The 13,764-nt window shown below is 73.4% G+C and carries 11 protein-coding genes; 3 read left to right on the top strand and 8 right to left on the bottom strand.

Features of this window, described 5'->3' with window-relative positions; all coding sequences use genetic code 11:
* Positions 1-39: 39 nt before the first annotated feature.
* The 4 genes from ACF08N_RS21930 to ACF08N_RS21945 all read right to left on the bottom strand — a co-directional run bounded on the left by ACF08N_RS21930 (position 40) and on the right by ACF08N_RS21945 (position 6,744).
* Entirely contained in the window at positions 40-2,727 is a 2,688-nt protein-coding gene (locus ACF08N_RS21930) for a DUF6493 family protein (protein WP_392326332.1), read from the bottom strand.
* Entirely contained in the window at positions 2,724-4,121 is a 1,398-nt protein-coding gene (locus ACF08N_RS21935) for an SWIM zinc finger family protein (RefSeq protein WP_392326333.1), read from the bottom strand. Before ACF08N_RS21935 ends, ACF08N_RS21930 begins: the two co-directional genes overlap by 4 nt.
* A 70-nt stretch (positions 4,122-4,191) precedes the next feature.
* Positions 4,192-5,769 carry an alkaline phosphatase D family protein gene (locus ACF08N_RS21940; protein WP_392326334.1) on the bottom strand — a complete coding sequence of 526 codons (1,578 nt, stop codon included), beginning with the start codon at positions 5,767-5,769 and terminating at the stop codon, positions 4,192-4,194.
* Between the two features lie 144 nt (positions 5,770-5,913).
* Positions 5,914-6,744 carry an alpha/beta fold hydrolase gene (locus tag ACF08N_RS21945; protein WP_392326335.1) on the bottom strand — a complete coding sequence of 277 codons (831 nt, stop codon included), beginning with the start codon at positions 6,742-6,744 and terminating at the stop codon, positions 5,914-5,916.
* Between the two features lie 163 nt (positions 6,745-6,907).
* On the opposite strand from ACF08N_RS21945, the gene ACF08N_RS21950 reads away from it, so the two are divergent.
* Complete coding sequence (locus ACF08N_RS21950) at positions 6,908-7,801, top strand: RNA polymerase sigma-70 factor (protein WP_392326336.1); 894 nt, start codon at positions 6,908-6,910, stop codon at positions 7,799-7,801.
* Positions 7,802-8,049: 248 nt separating this feature from the next.
* Positions 8,050-8,817 (top strand): GntR family transcriptional regulator, encoded by a 768-nt coding sequence (locus tag ACF08N_RS21955; protein WP_392326337.1) that lies wholly within the window; start codon positions 8,050-8,052, stop codon positions 8,815-8,817.
* 210 nt (positions 8,818-9,027) lie between these two features.
* Here ACF08N_RS21955 and ACF08N_RS21960 read toward each other — a convergent pair whose 3' ends face one another.
* Positions 9,028-10,185, bottom strand: a complete 1,158-nt coding sequence (locus tag ACF08N_RS21960; protein WP_392326338.1) for an ROK family transcriptional regulator — start codon at positions 10,183-10,185, stop codon at positions 9,028-9,030.
* Positions 10,186-10,382: 197 nt separating this feature from the next.
* Between ACF08N_RS21960 and ACF08N_RS21965 the strand changes: the two genes are divergently transcribed.
* Positions 10,383-10,817: a hypothetical protein gene (locus ACF08N_RS21965; RefSeq protein ID WP_392326339.1), complete on the top strand. Its 435-nt coding sequence runs from the start codon at positions 10,383-10,385 to the stop codon at positions 10,815-10,817.
* A gap of 22 nt (positions 10,818-10,839) precedes the next feature.
* Here the strand turns inward: ACF08N_RS21965 and mug are convergent, their stop codons facing one another.
* The 3 genes from mug to ACF08N_RS21980 form a co-directional block, all read right to left on the bottom strand.
* Positions 10,840-11,352 carry a G/U mismatch-specific DNA glycosylase gene (gene mug / locus ACF08N_RS21970; RefSeq protein ID WP_392326340.1) on the bottom strand — a complete coding sequence of 171 codons (513 nt, stop codon included), beginning with the start codon at positions 11,350-11,352 and terminating at the stop codon, positions 10,840-10,842.
* Positions 11,353-11,396: 44 nt separating this feature from the next.
* Entirely contained in the window at positions 11,397-12,839 is a 1,443-nt protein-coding gene (gene purB / locus ACF08N_RS21975) for an adenylosuccinate lyase (protein ID WP_392326341.1), read from the bottom strand.
* An 85-nt stretch (positions 12,840-12,924) separates the two neighbouring features.
* Positions 12,925-13,704 carry an SGNH/GDSL hydrolase family protein gene (locus tag ACF08N_RS21980; RefSeq protein WP_392326342.1) on the bottom strand — a complete coding sequence of 260 codons (780 nt, stop codon included), beginning with the start codon at positions 13,702-13,704 and terminating at the stop codon, positions 12,925-12,927.
* Positions 13,705-13,764 lie beyond the last annotated feature (60 nt).

The following is a 13,764-nucleotide window of genomic DNA, read 5'->3' on the forward strand; positions in this document are numbered from 1 at the left end:
ACGCTTTGTGACTGATGGGTTAAGTGACGATCTAGACCGCTATCGGCCGGTTTTGGCCGTTTCTGGCGTGGAGTGTTCGCTTCCCTGGCGCAGTGCGGCCAGCAGCCGTGACGCCTGGACCACGAGCACGGACGAACCGCGCCGCCCCGCATGCTCCGTGAGCGCCGGCACCAGGTCGGAGCCCGCGCCCTCGGGCGCCCCGTCCGGACCGCAGTGCTCGACGCAGTCGGCGGCCACGCCCAGTATCTCGCCCAGACCGCGCGGAACGGGCGCGGCGGCCAACAGCGGAGGCAGTACGGCCGAAAGCAGCGCCCACACCGTCCCGTACGCCCCGGTCGCCGCGGCCGTACGGACCGAGTCCGCCAGCCGGTTGAGCTTCACCGTGCCGTGCCCGACCAGCTCCGCGACCTCCCGGCCCACGAGCTCCGCGTCCAGCTGACCGCGCGCGGCGAGCACCAGCAGCGCATCCACCGCGGCCAGCCGGTCCTCGCCGTACCGCGCGCCGAGCCCGGCGGCCAGAGCCCGGTGCAGATGCGGTCCCGGGCGGCCCTCCGCCTCGGCGAGCGCGGGCAGACACGAGGCAGCGTCCCTGGCGTCGTCACGAGCCGTCGCCACCACACCCGGCAGCAGCCACATCGCCAGCGCCTCACGGTCCTGGGGCAGCACCGCCGGCCAGTACCGCTCCCCGCCCTCCCAGTGGTAGCAGGGCTGCGACGACACGTCCTGCGTGTGACCGAGCCACTGGAACGCGCCCGGGAACTCCCGCTTGAACGCCAGCCTTTCCCGCGTCTCGGCGATGCGCCGGCCCAGCCCGGACCCCTGCGGCACCTGGCGGCCGCCGTCGTCGTCCGCGGCGGCCGCGCGGAGCGCCGGGACGGCGGACTCCGGCTCCGCCAGCCACGCGGCCAGCCGGTCGCCCTCCCGCGTGCCCAGCCCGGCGGCGGCCTTCGCCGCGGCCTCGCCCCCGCTCCGCCGCACGCGCAGCAGCGCCTGAGTGAAGTCCACCGGTGCCGGCGTCGCCCCCAGCCGCCCGTACGCGCGGAGCCGGTCGACGAGGACCTCCGCGTCCAGCGCGCCGGTGTGCCAAGTGGGCGTCGCGAGCAGGAACGGCAGCGGCCGCGCGCTCAGGAAGTAGCAGACCTCCCACAGCCGGGAGTCGACCGCGTGCGACAGTCCGCCGTGGGCACAGCGCCCGGACCGGACCGTACGCGACCGGGCCCGGTCGAGCATCGGGGCCGAGACACGGCCCATCAGCGTCGCGGCGACGATCTCCACGCCGTACGTGTGCTGCGAGAAGCGCTGGTCGACCCGCTCCTGCGGGCAGTCGAGCCACCACCAGCCGGCCATCGCCGCGTGCAATGCCTCGGCCAGCGCCTCCCGTTCGCGGTGGGCCACCCGGACCACACCGTCCAGGACACGCTCGAAGGCGACCACGTCCTCCTCACCGCGCACCAGCACCAGCAGCTGCTCGACGACCTCCGCGACCGACTCGGGGGCCGGATCCAGCCGCCGCGGCACCGGCACGGGCGGCAGGACCTCCTCGTACGGGGCCCCGCCGGTGCCGTCCGCGAGCGCACCGAACACTGCCTCCGCCTCGGCACGGTGCACCGGACCGAGCAGCGCCGCCGCGGCGGCCAGCTCCTCCCGGAGCCCGGCGTCCACCGCCGGGAGCCATCGCGCCACGAGCTTCAGCGCACGGGCCCGGACATCGGTGTCCTCGTGGCCGAACGCCTCGGCGATCACCGGCAACAGCTCCGGCGCAGAGGCGGCGTCACGGCGCAACTCCTTGCCCAGCAGCGACAACTGGGCGCGTACCAGCTTCTTCTCCGTCCGGAACAGCACACCCGCCGACACCTCGGCCAGGGCCCGGGTGGGCAGTTCGCCGCGCTCGGCGACCCGCCCCAGCACCTGCTGGGCGTACGCGGCCACCGTCGACAGACCGTCGGCGGCCATGCCCGACCAGTCGGCGACCCGGGCGCTCTCCTCGGCCGGGCCGAGCCCGAGTCCGCGCAGGACGTGCAGGAGCGAGCGCATCTCGCCGGGACGCCCCCCGCGCAGCAGCCGCAGAACGCAGGCGTCGACCAGCACCGCCCGGTCCAGCACGCCCTCCTCGGCCAGCCGGGGCAGGGCCGACGGCCAGTGCAGGGGGTTGTCCGGGTCGTCGTACATCGTCAGGGCCGCCGGCAGCGGCGTCGCCTCGAACATGCGGGGCACGAGGACCGGCGCGTGGCGGTCCTCGCGCAGGGCTCCCGGGCCGACCCTGGCCGGGGTGACCGTCAGGGCCCAGCCGTCGACGTACTCGTCGGTCGTGGGCGTCTCGCAGCCCGACAACGCGACCAGCTCCTTGATGAGCGGAGCGTCCTCCCGGGCGGTGGAGGGCCGGGCGGCGAGCCGGTGGGCGACATCCGCCAGCCAGGCGGGGTCCCGGTCCTTGAGGACGCCCGTGAGGACCCGGTGCGAAACGGACCCGAGGCTGCGCAGGTCACGTGCGCCGATCCAGGCCGCCGCCGCGGCGGCCCCCGAGACGCAGCCCGCTCCGGCGACGAGCAGCGCGTCCTGGACGGCGCCGCGCTCGCGCCAGCGGTCCCAGTCCCAGCGCCGGACCCCGGCACGGATCTCCTTCAGCACGGGCAGCGCCGCCTTGCGCTCACCGCTCGTCATCGTCGCGAGCAGTCCGGGCACGTCCTCCGCCCTGCCCTCGCCCACCGCTTTCGCAAGGCCGGTCATCGGTTCCCTCCCGTCGTCGAAGAGGCCGCGCCCGCCGGGACCGTCGCACCGCGCCGGGCCATCCGCACCGCCAGCGCGTGCTTGCACGGCCCGCGCCTGCCCTGATGGCCGGTCCACCACTGGCAGGTGCAGCTCAGCGCCCCGCCCGTGTCCCGCACCTGATAGCGCCGCTCGTCCGACCGCACGGTCGCCGGCTCCCCGGACAGGTCGACCGCACCGGCACAGACGAGTCCACGGGCGGCGGTCAGGCGTGGGTTGTGCCGCTCGGCGCGGTCGGCGTCGTACGGCAGCTCGCGGTGGAAGTACGCCGCGTCGGCCAGGTCGTATCCCACCCGGCCCGCCGTGCCGAGCCGGGTCAGCGCCGCGCGCACCCGCTCGGGCGTCAGGCCGCTCTGCGCGGCGAGATCCGCGGGGTCGATCCGGGGCTCCCAGGCCAGCAGCACCGAGACGAGCTCCGCGTCCTGAGCGGCCTCCTCGGTGGCCAGGGCCTCCAGCACCCCGCCTTCTCCGGAGAAGCCGCGCGAGGCGTCGGGGGACAGGGTGAGGGTCAGGCGCATGCCGGGCAGCACGACCTCCCACGCGCTCGCCGTCGGCAGCCCGTCGCACACCGGGCCGTACACCCGCAGGGACCGCGCCTGACGCAGCACCCGCTGCAGCGCGGCGAGCCGCTCGGGAGCCGGCAGGCACACCGCGCCGGGGCCCGGCCGGGTGGTGGGCCGCAGCGTCTGCCCGGCGGGCACCACCCACTGCAGCCCGCGTGTGCTGCCGCCCGAGCCGCGCGGCAGCGACCGCAGGAAGCGCACCGCCTCGGCCGCGGGCAGCTCGGCCCGCAGGTCGAAGCCGACCGTCGCGACCTGGGCCTCGGCGAAGCCGCGCAGCCAGCGGTCCGGCAGCGGCACCTTCTTCTCCACCACCGCGCCCTCGAGGGTGGTGACCGCCAACTGGTCCGGGCCGACCCTCAGATGGAGCGGATCGTCGCCGGTCAGCCGGGACAGCGCCTCCCGCAAGGGGTTGTTGACGTCCACGTTCGTCGTGCCGTGGCCCGTGTCGGCGCCGTCCAGGCCCTCCGGCAGCACGTCCAGGCGGGCGTAGACCCCGTTGCAGCCGGAGAAGGACTCGAAGCGCAGCCGGTCGCCGTTGCCCGTGACGACCGGGTCCAGTATCGGCCGGACGGTGGGGTCGTGGTACCGCGCGGCCGCCACGTCGGCGACGGCCAGCAGGCCGCGGGCCGCCGCCTGCGGGGAGGCGAGGAAACCGGAGAAGAAGTGCGGATGGGCCTCGGCACCCCGTGGCGTGAGCCCGCTCGACGTCTCCAGGCCGAGAAGCCGGCTGTCCTGCGCGGAGACGAGAGCGGACGCACGGGAGTAGGCGAACGCCTGCAGTGATCGCGTCATGAAAGGACCGTAGAGCCCACCACTGACAACGGGCCCTTGGTCCCCCCGACGCCCGCCACCGGGCCCGCGGTTACTGCCCGACGCGCCCCGGCTGGAGCGTCCTGGTGAACAGCACCGTGTCGCCCTCGGCCCGCAGCCGCACCGTCAACTCACCGCTGTCGCCGTCGATATCGACCTCACCGAAGTACTGCGGCGACTCCATCGGCGACACGTTCGCCCGCTGCGGGGCGCGTACGAAGACCCGGTCGGGGCCGAACGTGGCGTCGAGCGCGTTCGCCGGGAAGCCTCCCGCGGCGAGCGGCCCCGAGACGAACTCCCAGAACGGCGCGAAGTCCTTGAACACGGCGCGCTCCGGCGCGTAGTGCTGGGCCGAGGTGTAGTGCACGTCGGCGGTCAGCCACACCGTGCCGGTGATGCGGCGGTGCTTGATGTACCGCAGCAGCTCGGCGATCTGCAGCTCGCGCCCGAGCGGCGCACCCGGGTCGCCCTGCGCCACGGCCTCGAAGTTCGCCGAGCCGTCCGGCACGATCAGGCCGAGCGGCATGTCGGAGGCGATCACCTTCCACACGGCCCGCGACCGGGACAGCTCGCGCTTGAGCCAGGTGAGCTGCTCCGCGCCGAGGATGCCCTGGGTGTCGTCGGCCTGCCGCCCCGGCGAGTTGGCGTTGCGGAAGCTGCGCATGTCGAGGACGAACACATCGAGCAGCGGCCCGTGGTGCACAACGCGGTGGATGCGGCCCTCACTCCCGCGCGGGGACAGCGTGCCGACGGGGAAGTACTCGGCGAACGCCTGCATCGAGCGCCGCGCGAGGACGTCGACGTTCTTCTCCGTGTACCGCGCGTCCTCGAGGATCTGTCCGGGGTACCAGTTGTTGCGCACCTCGTGGTCGTCCCACTGCACGATCACCGGGACCTGCCCGTTGAACCGCCGCACGTTCTCGTCGAGCAGGTTGTAGCGGAAGTTGCCCCGGTACTCGTCGAGCGTCTCGGCCACCTTGGACTTCTCCTCGGTCATGAGGTTGCGCCACACGCGCCCGTCGGGCAGCGTCACGCTCGGCACGAGCGGCCCGTCCGCGTACACGGTGTCGCCGCTGCACAGGAAGAAGTCGGGGTCGAGACGGCGCATCTCCTCGTAGGCGCGGTAGCCGCCGATGTCCGGGTTGATGCCCCAGCCCTGGCCGGCGATGTCGCCCGACCACAGGAACCGCACACCCTGACGCCGCCGCGCGGGCGCGGTGCGGAAGGTTCCCTGGACCGTCTCGCCGGTGCGCCGGGGATCGTCCGGGTCGGCGAGCGTCACGCGGTAGTGGACCTGCTCGCCGGGCGGCAGCCCGTTCAGCGCGGTCGTCCCGGTGAAGTCGGTGTCCGGGCCCAGCAGCGGTCCGTGCCGGCGGCGCGCGCCACGGAAGGACTCCGTCGCCGCCGTCTCGACGATCATGCGGGCGGGCCGGTCGGAACGCACCCAGACCAGCCCCGACGTCGTCGTCACGTCACCGGTCTGCACACCCCACGCCGCGCGCGGCCTGCCCGACAGAGCGAGGGCGGGCGCCGATCCCACGGCGGGCAGGGCCAGCGCCGCCGACGCGGCCGCCGTGCCGCGCAGAACGGAACGGCGGGCGGGTGTGAATCTCCGTGGGGTCAGGGACATCGCAGCGCCTCCATAAGGGGTCCTGACGGGTGTGCCGCCATGCCTAACGCCCGGCCGCGGCCGGGACAAGAACCCCAAGTGAACAGCGCGCCGCACCTTGCGCGCCCGGCCTGCCATGACCTCGGAAGAGGCCCGCGGAAGGCGTCAGCGGCTGCCGTCCAGCAGGACGCGGGCGACGAGCGCCGGGTCGTCGCTCATCGGGACATGGCCGCAGCCCGGCAGCCGTACGAGCCGGGCGCCGGGGATCACCCGCTTGGCCCGCAGCCCCTGGCGGCGCAGCAGGAGCCGGTCCCTGGTGCCCCAGCCGATGGTGACCGGGATGTCGCGGATGTCGTCGGCGAACAGCACGTCACGGCCCGCCGCGAGGGTCTGGTGGAAGCCGGTGGCCCGGCGCAGCGCGTACGTCTCGGCGACGGCGGCCTCGGGCGAACGGCGCGCGGGCCGGGCGTAGATGGTGCTCACGAGGGCCGTCCGGCCGGCGGCCGAACGGGACAGCCGCTCGATCACCGGCTCCGGCATCGTGGTGGCGCCCGCCCGCATCGCGCGCAGCATCCCGAATGCGTAGATCCGCTCGCGCTCCGACCAGAAGCCGCCGGGGGACAGGGCCGTCACCGACCGGACGAGCTTCTCGCGGCCGAGTTCCAGGGCGAGCAGCCCGCCCAGGGAGTTCCCCGCCGCGTGGGGCCGCTCGATGCCGAGCGCGCGGCAGAAGGCTCCGAGCGCCGCACCGACGGTGCCGAGGCTGTACGGCATCCCGTCGGGGAGCGGGGGCGAGGTGCCGAAGCCGGGCAGGTCGACGGCGACGACGTCCCGTTCGGAGGCGAGGATGTCCAGCACGGGCTCCCAGGCCTGCCAGTGATGGCCGATGCCGTGGAGCAGCAGGAGGGGCTCGCCCGCGCCCCTGCGCTCGTAGTGCAGGGAGAGCGTGCGGCTGCCGTCGGCGCTCTCGACATCGAACGAGATCTGTTCGGCCATGTGTGCCGGCTCCCTGAGTGCCCGAAGGTTGTAGACGACGTGTCAGCAACAATGACCGGTCGGCAGCCCGCAGTTCAAGAGATCCGACACGCGCGGGTCGATGTGCTGCGCGCCGCACCGATACCTCCTGGACACCGTTGATCCCTTCGGTTGGGATGGAATCGTGGCTACCGACACCGTGACCGACGTCTTCGAAGAACACCGGCCCGTCCTCACCGGCGTGGCCTACCGCATGCTGGGGCGCGTCGCCGACGCCGAGGACGTGGTGCAGGAGGCGTGGCTGCGCTGGTCCGCCGACGCGCGCGACGACGTACGCGAACCGCGCGGCTTCCTCGTGCGCATCACGACCCGCCTCGCCATCGACCGGCTGCGGCACGTCCAGTCGCGCCGCGAGTCCTATGTCGGGCCCTGGCTGCCCGAGCCGATCGTCACCGACTTCGGCCCCTCGGTCCCCGACACCGCCGAGCAGGCCGTCCTCGCCGACTCCGTCTCGCTCGCCGTGCTCGTCGTCCTCGAATCCCTCTCCCCGCTGGAACGCGCGGTGTTCGTGCTGCGCGAGGCCTTCGGCTTCCCGTATGCGGAGATCGCCGCCACGCTGGAGAAGTCCGAGGCGGCCGTGCGCCAGCTCGCCGGCCGTGCGCGCAAGCACGTCGACGAGCGCAAGCACCGCTACGACGTCGACCCCGGCGAATGCCGCGCCCTCACCGAACGGTTCCTCGCCGCTGCGGCCGGCGGCGACCTGTCCGGGCTGCTGTCCCTGCTCGCGCCCGACGTGACCCTGGTCGGCGACAGCGGTGGCAAGTCCAAGGCGCCGCTGCGGGTCATGCACACCGCCGACAAGGTGGGCCGCTTCCTCTTCGCGGTGACCCGGGAGCCGCTCGAGGAGATGGAGGTCCGGTTCGTCGAACTCAACGGCGCGCCCGCGCTGCTGGTCCTGTCGGACGGACGGCCGGACAGCGTCTTCCAGCTGGAGGTGCTCGACGGGCGCATCAGCTGTGTCTACATCGTCCGAAACCCCGACAAACTCGCCTCGCTCGCCGCTGCCGGCACGGCCTGAAACAGCCGACACCGCACGTCAGACCCCGTGTCCGCTTTTGGATACGGGGTCTTGTGCTGCGTCGCCGCGCCTCGGTACGAACACCCTGTGAACGCTCTGCGAAGCGATCACGCTCCGCTGCGTGACGGCCGCAGCATTGGTCTTGACCAAGTGTGAGGCCCGCCCTATGGTCGCAGGGATAGTGCAGGAACCTTTAATAAACAAGGGCGCGGAAAGCCGCCGGGACACGGCGATTGCGGAGGATCAGGGTGGGGACCACGCAGCTGGACACGGTGCCGGAACCTAAGTACTGGCACCTCAAGACCGTGCTCGGCGAAGCACTCGACTCGGACTTCACCGTCGGCGAGATCCTGCCCAACGAGCGTGAACTCGCCGCCCGTTTCGGCGTCGCCCGCGCCACGCTCCGGCAGGCGCTCGAACAGCTGGAGCTCGAAGGCCGCCTCCAGCGTCGCCGGGGCGTCGGCACCACCGTCGCGCCGCCGCGCATGGGCGTCGACGTCTCGCCCTCACCGCACGACTGGCCGGGCGCCGGCGCGACCGACGCCTGGCAGGCCACCGAGTGCGGCCTCGCGCTCCCGCCCGCGACCGTCGCACGCCTGCTCGACGTCGACGCGGACGAGGAGACGCACGTGGTGCGCCGGGTGCGCGCCGGTCACGGCCAGCCCCTCGCCACCGAGCTCCTCTACGTGCCGGCCGCCTCCGTGCCGGACCTGCCCGCCATCGACGCCCCCTCGGGCCCCGCACTCGCCCGCGGTGTGCTGCGCGAGCTGGCACGTCTCGATCTGGAGGGCCAGGACCGAGCGGTGGAGCTGGGCTCCGCAGGCGCCGTCGACGCCAAGGAGCTGGACCGCCTGCCCGGCGCCCCCGTCCTGGTCGTCACCACGCGGTACTTCTCCGAGGGCCGCACGGCCGCCGTGTCCGTCGCGACGTACCGGGCCGACACCTGCCGGCTCACCTTCGGCGCCTACGGCGACCTGGAGATCAGCCACGGGGCCGAGGAGCGCCGCGCGTCCTGACGCACGGGCCGACCGGCAGCCGTGCACCCTGGCAACCGGCCCGACCGACACGCGGGCCCCTGCCGCCGGACCCTTCTGGCACCGGAACGGTCACCGCCTTCGTCCGCGGCCCGTCGCACGAGCATCCCGCTCGGCGGCGGGTCGCACGCGTCGTACCCCCTCCGCCGGCCGGGACACGGCCCCGCCGGACACCGGACGCCCCATCGGGCGTCAACGGCGGGCCGTCACCGTGCCCTCCACGGCGAACAGCTGCTCCTCCACGTGGTCGAGCGCCAATCGCAGCGCACCCGTCGCCACCGCGGCCTCGCCCAGCAGCGACAGCGTCACCCGCGGCGGCCGAAGGCAGTAACGGGACAACTCGTCGCGCAGCGGGTCCAGTACGCCGTCGAGCCCGGCCGCCCAGCCGCCGATCACCACCAGCTCGGGATCGAGCGCGAGCACCAGCGCCGCGACGTCGTGCACCAGACGCTGGTTGAACCGGTCGACGGCGGCCCGCGCCCGCTCGTCGCCGCTCTTCGCGAGCGAGAAGACGTCCGCGACCGCCTGCTCGTCCAGCGGATGCAACGGCTCGTCCGTCGTCGACAGCAGCTTCTCCGGGGTCACCTCGCGGCCCAGCAGGTGCAGCGCCCCGATCTCGCCCGCCGCGCCGCCGTAACCCCGGTGCAGCCTGCCGCCGATCAGCGAACCGGCACCCGGGCTCAGCCCGGCCAGGACAAACACGATGTCGTCCGAATCCGTGGCCGCGCCCTTCCAGTGCTCGGCGACAGCGGCCGCGTTGGCGTCGTTCTCCACCAGCACCGGGCAGCGGAACGACCGGCGCAGCCGGTCCCCGAGCGGCAGCCCCGTCCAGCCGGGCAGCGCCGTCGACAGCCGCACCGTGCCGTCGGTCTCCACGATCCCCGGTGAGCCGACCCCCACCGCCCGCAGGCTGCTGCGCGCCACACCGGCCCTGCGGAGCACGTCCGCGACGACCGTGCGTACCCGCTCCAGCCTGTCGTCCGCGGACGCCGTCTCGGACACGTCCCGGGAACCGGCGCCGATGATGCGCCCGTCGAGACCCGACAGCAGTACCGCGACCCGGTGGGCCCCGATCTCGATGCCCAGCAGATGACCGGCCTCGGCGCGGAACCGGAAACGGCGGGCCGGCCGGCCCTGCCGGCGCGCCTCGCCCTCCTCGGGAACGCTCTCGACGACCAGACCGGCCGCGATCAGCCCCTCGACCACGCCCTCGACGGTCGGCCGGGACAGTCCGGTGATCCGGGTCAGGTCCGTGAGCGTGGCGGAATCGGCGCCCCGCAGGGAATGGAGCACCACTGCGGAGTTGATCCGCCGCAGCAGCGACGGGTCACCGCCGGTCAGCCGCCCCACTGTGTGTCCCTCCAGTTCGAGCGCGTGTCTGCCGGATCGTACTCGCTGCCGCCGCGTGCCGCGCACCTCCCCCGGAGGGCAGCGGACGCCCACCGCGCGGCCCGGCCGCGCACGTCCGCGGGCGTGGAGGCGGCTGCCGACTCCGGACGCCGCCTGACGGTGTGCCAATTGTCAGTAGGGGCAGCTTTACTGGCGTCATGACCACTGCACAGCACCTTGCCGCGATCGACCGGCTGCGGGGCCGGGCGTTCCCGGCTGTGCGCGGCCGGTCGGAGCTGGGCGACAGTGGCCCCGGTTACCACTTCGCCCGGCTCCCGCCGGCCGGGGAGGACGCGCAGGAGTGCGGCATACGGCAGGAGGAGGCGGCCGAGCAGTGCCGCGCGGAGTGCGAGGCGCTGGCGGACGCGCTCAGTACCCGCTGGGGACAGCCGCACCGGATCAGTCTGTGGTCGGTGTCGGTGCGGAGCATCGCGGGGGAGGAGGTGGCGGACCCGTGGGAGGAGCTCGGCCGTCTCACCGACGACCTCCACCTGTGGCGGGTGGACGGCCGTTGGATAGGCGTCGGCGTCGCGCGTGCGGACGAGCGCCGGTGGGAGCTGCTCGCGGTCGTCACCGAGACCGACCCTCCCTAGGGGGTGACCGGAGCGAGCCTCCTTACGAAGGATCCCGGGAGCCCTCGGCGGCTCCGCGCAGCTCCGCGTACGCCGCCGCCATGGTGTGCGCGGTCCAATGGGCGTTCAGCCCGCTCGGATTGGGCAGCACCCAGATCCGGGTGTCGCCGATCGTCCGCTCCTGCGGCCCGATCGCGGCCCGGCGCTCACCGAATGCCGTGCGGTACGCGGTCACGCCCACCACCGCGAGCCAGCGCGGCCGCAAGCGTTCCACCTTGGCCGTCAGGATCCGGCCACCCTCGCGGTACTCCTGCGTGCTCAGTTCGTCGGCGCGTGCCGTGGCCCGCGCCACCACGTTCGTGATGCCCAGCCCGAGCGCCGGCAGCTCGTGCTGCTCCGACGGCTTCAGCAGGCGCGGCGTGAAGCCCGACAGGTGCAGCACCGGCCAGAACCGGTTGCCGGGGCGGGCGAAGTGGTGCCCCGTGGCGGCCGTCATCAGCCCGGGATTGATCCCGCAGAACAGGACGCGGAGGCCGTCCGCGACGACATCCGGCACGAGCCGGTCGCGGGCGGCCTCCAGGTCCGCCGGTCCGAGCCGTGTCAGAGGATCGCTCCCGGGGCGTAACCCGCGGCCTCGGGGTGCTGCTTGGCGATCTCCTCGATGCGGGAGACAACGGTCGCCACCTGGGTCCCGGCGGCGCCGGTGAACGACAGCTTGTCCGCCATCAGGTCGTCCAGCTGCGCCCGGTCCAGCGGGATACGCTCGTCCGCGGCCAGCTTGTCGAGGAGCTCGTTGCGCTCCGCGCCCTGCTCGCGCATCGCGAGCGCGGATGCCACCGCGTTCTCCTTGATGGCCTCGTGCGCGACCTCACGGCCCACACCGGCGCGCACCGCGCCCATCAGCACCTTGGTCGTGGCGAGGAAGGGCAGGTAGCGGTCCAGCTCGCGGGCGACGACGGCGGGGAACGCGCCGAACTCGTCGAGCACCGTCAGGAACGTCTCCACCAGGCCGTCGAAGGCGAAGAACGCGTCGGGCAGCGCCACACGGCGGACCACGGAGCAGGACACGTCGCCCTCGTTCCACTGGTCGCCCGCGAGCTCGCCGGTCATCGAGGCGTAGCCGCGCAGGATGACCATGAGCCCGTTGACGCGCTCGCAGGAGCGGGTGTTCATCTTGTGCGGCATCGCGGACGAGCCGACCTGGCCCGGCTTGAAGCCCTCCGTCACCAGCTCGTGACTGGCCATCAGGCGGATCGTCTTGGCGACGGAGGACGGGGCCGCCGCGAGCTGCACGAGCGCCGAGACGACGTCGTAGTCCAGCGAGCGGGGGTAGACCTGGCCCACGGAGGTGAAGGCGTGCGCGAAGCCGAGGTGGGCCGCGATGCGCTGCTCCAGTTCGGCCAGCTTCGCGGCGTCGCCGCCCAGCAGGTCGAGCATGTCCTGCGCGGTGCCGACCGGGCCCTTGATCCCGCGCAGCGGGTAGCGGCCGAGGAGGTCCTCCAGGCGGTCGTGGGCGACCAGCAGTTCGTCGGCGGCCGTCGCGAACCGCTTGCCGAGCGTCGTGGCCTGCGCGGCCACGTTGTGCGAGCGGCCCGCCATGACCAGCTCCGCGTACTCGCCGGACAGCTTGCCCAGCCGGGCGAGCACCGCCACGGTGCGGTCGCGCATGAGCTGCAGGGACAGCCGGATCTGCAGCTGCTCCACGTTCTCGGTCAGGTCGCGCGAGGTCATGCCCTTGTGGACGTGCTCGTGGCCGGCGAGGGCGTTGAACTCCTCGATGCGGGCCTTCACATCGTGGCGCGTGACCTTCTCGCGCTCGGCGATGGACGCCAGGTCGACCTGGTCGAGCACGCGCTCGTAGTCGGCGATCGCCGCGTCCGGCACGTCGATCCCCAGGTCCTTCTGGGCACGCAGTACCGCGAGCCAGAGCTGACGCTCCAGCTTGACCTTCTGCTCGGGGGACCAGAGGACGGCCAGCTCCGTGGAGGCGTAGCGGCCGGCCAGGACATTGGGGATGCGAGGCTTCGCAGACACAGCAGTCACGTGTCCAGATTCTACTGGCGGTTTCTGCAGGCCAGCGCCACGGTCCCGGTTGTACCTTGCTACGAAGCGGCCGCGCGCCGCCGTATCACGAGGCGGGCGGCTCGTACGGCAGCAGTTCGGGCCGCTTCGCCGGCCGGCCGTCGCCCGAGGAGCGCCCCGTCAGCCGCCGCCCTATCCACGGCCCCAGGTGCTCGCGCGCGAACCGCAGATCGGCCGCTCTGCGCGAGGCCCAGCCCGGCCGTGCCGCCGGGGGCAGGAGCGCCTGCCAGTCGGTCTCGGGCTCCAGCCCCAGCCTCTGCCACACGGCCTCGGCGACGCGGGCGTGCCCCTCGGCCGTCAGATGCAGCCGGTCCACGTCCCACATCCGCTGGTCGCCCAGCACCGGGGAGCCGTACAGGTCGACGACCAGCGCGCCGTGCCGGGCCGCCAGCGCGTCGATATGGGCGAACAGCTCCTCCATGCGCGGGCGGAACCGTTCCATCACGGGGCCGCTGCGGCCCGGGCTGCGCATCAGGACCAGCGTCCGGCACGCGGGCGCGAGACGCTCCACCGCCTGTTCCAGCAGGTCGCGCACCCTGACCATGTCGCACTTGGGGCGCAGGGTGTCGTTGAGCCCGCCGACGAGGGTGACCACGTCGGCGCCCATCGCCGCCGCCACGTCGACCTGCTCGGAGACGATCTGCCCGATCAGCTTTCCGCGCACGGCGAGGTTCGCGTAGCTGAAGCCCGGTGTGCGGGCCGCGAGGCGGGCCGCCAGCAGGTCGGCCCACCCCCGGTAGGAGCCGTCGGGAAGCAGATCCGACATGCCCTCGGTGAACGAGTCACCCACCGCGACAAAACTCGTGTAATTGGCATTCATCTCCATGGCGCAGCGATCGTACCGCGCGGTAAGGTCCCTCGGTTCCGTACCGGGAGGGGAGCATTT

The sequence above is a fragment of the Streptomyces sp. NPDC015127 genome (genome assembly GCF_043080095.1).
In the GTDB taxonomy this organism is placed as follows: domain Bacteria; phylum Actinomycetota; class Actinomycetes; order Streptomycetales; family Streptomycetaceae; genus Streptomyces.

Excerpts from the sequence above, each read along its gene's own strand:
- ACF08N_RS21930 (WP_392326332.1), bottom strand. The coding sequence starts at position 2,727 with ATGACCGGCCTTGCGAAAGCGGTGGGCGAGGGCAGGGCGGAGGACGTG.
- ACF08N_RS21935 (WP_392326333.1), bottom strand. The coding sequence starts at position 4,121 with ATGACGCGATCACTGCAGGCGTTCGCCTACTCCCGTGCGTCCGCTCTC.
- ACF08N_RS21940 (WP_392326334.1), bottom strand. The coding sequence starts at position 5,769 with ATGTCCCTGACCCCACGGAGATTCACACCCGCCCGCCGTTCCGTTCTG.
- ACF08N_RS21945 (WP_392326335.1), bottom strand. The coding sequence starts at position 6,744 with ATGGCCGAACAGATCTCGTTCGATGTCGAGAGCGCCGACGGCAGCCGC.
- ACF08N_RS21965 (WP_392326339.1), top strand. The coding sequence starts at position 10,383 with ATGACCACTGCACAGCACCTTGCCGCGATCGACCGGCTGCGGGGCCGG.
- ACF08N_RS21980 (WP_392326342.1), bottom strand. The coding sequence starts at position 13,704 with ATGGAGATGAATGCCAATTACACGAGTTTTGTCGCGGTGGGTGACTCG.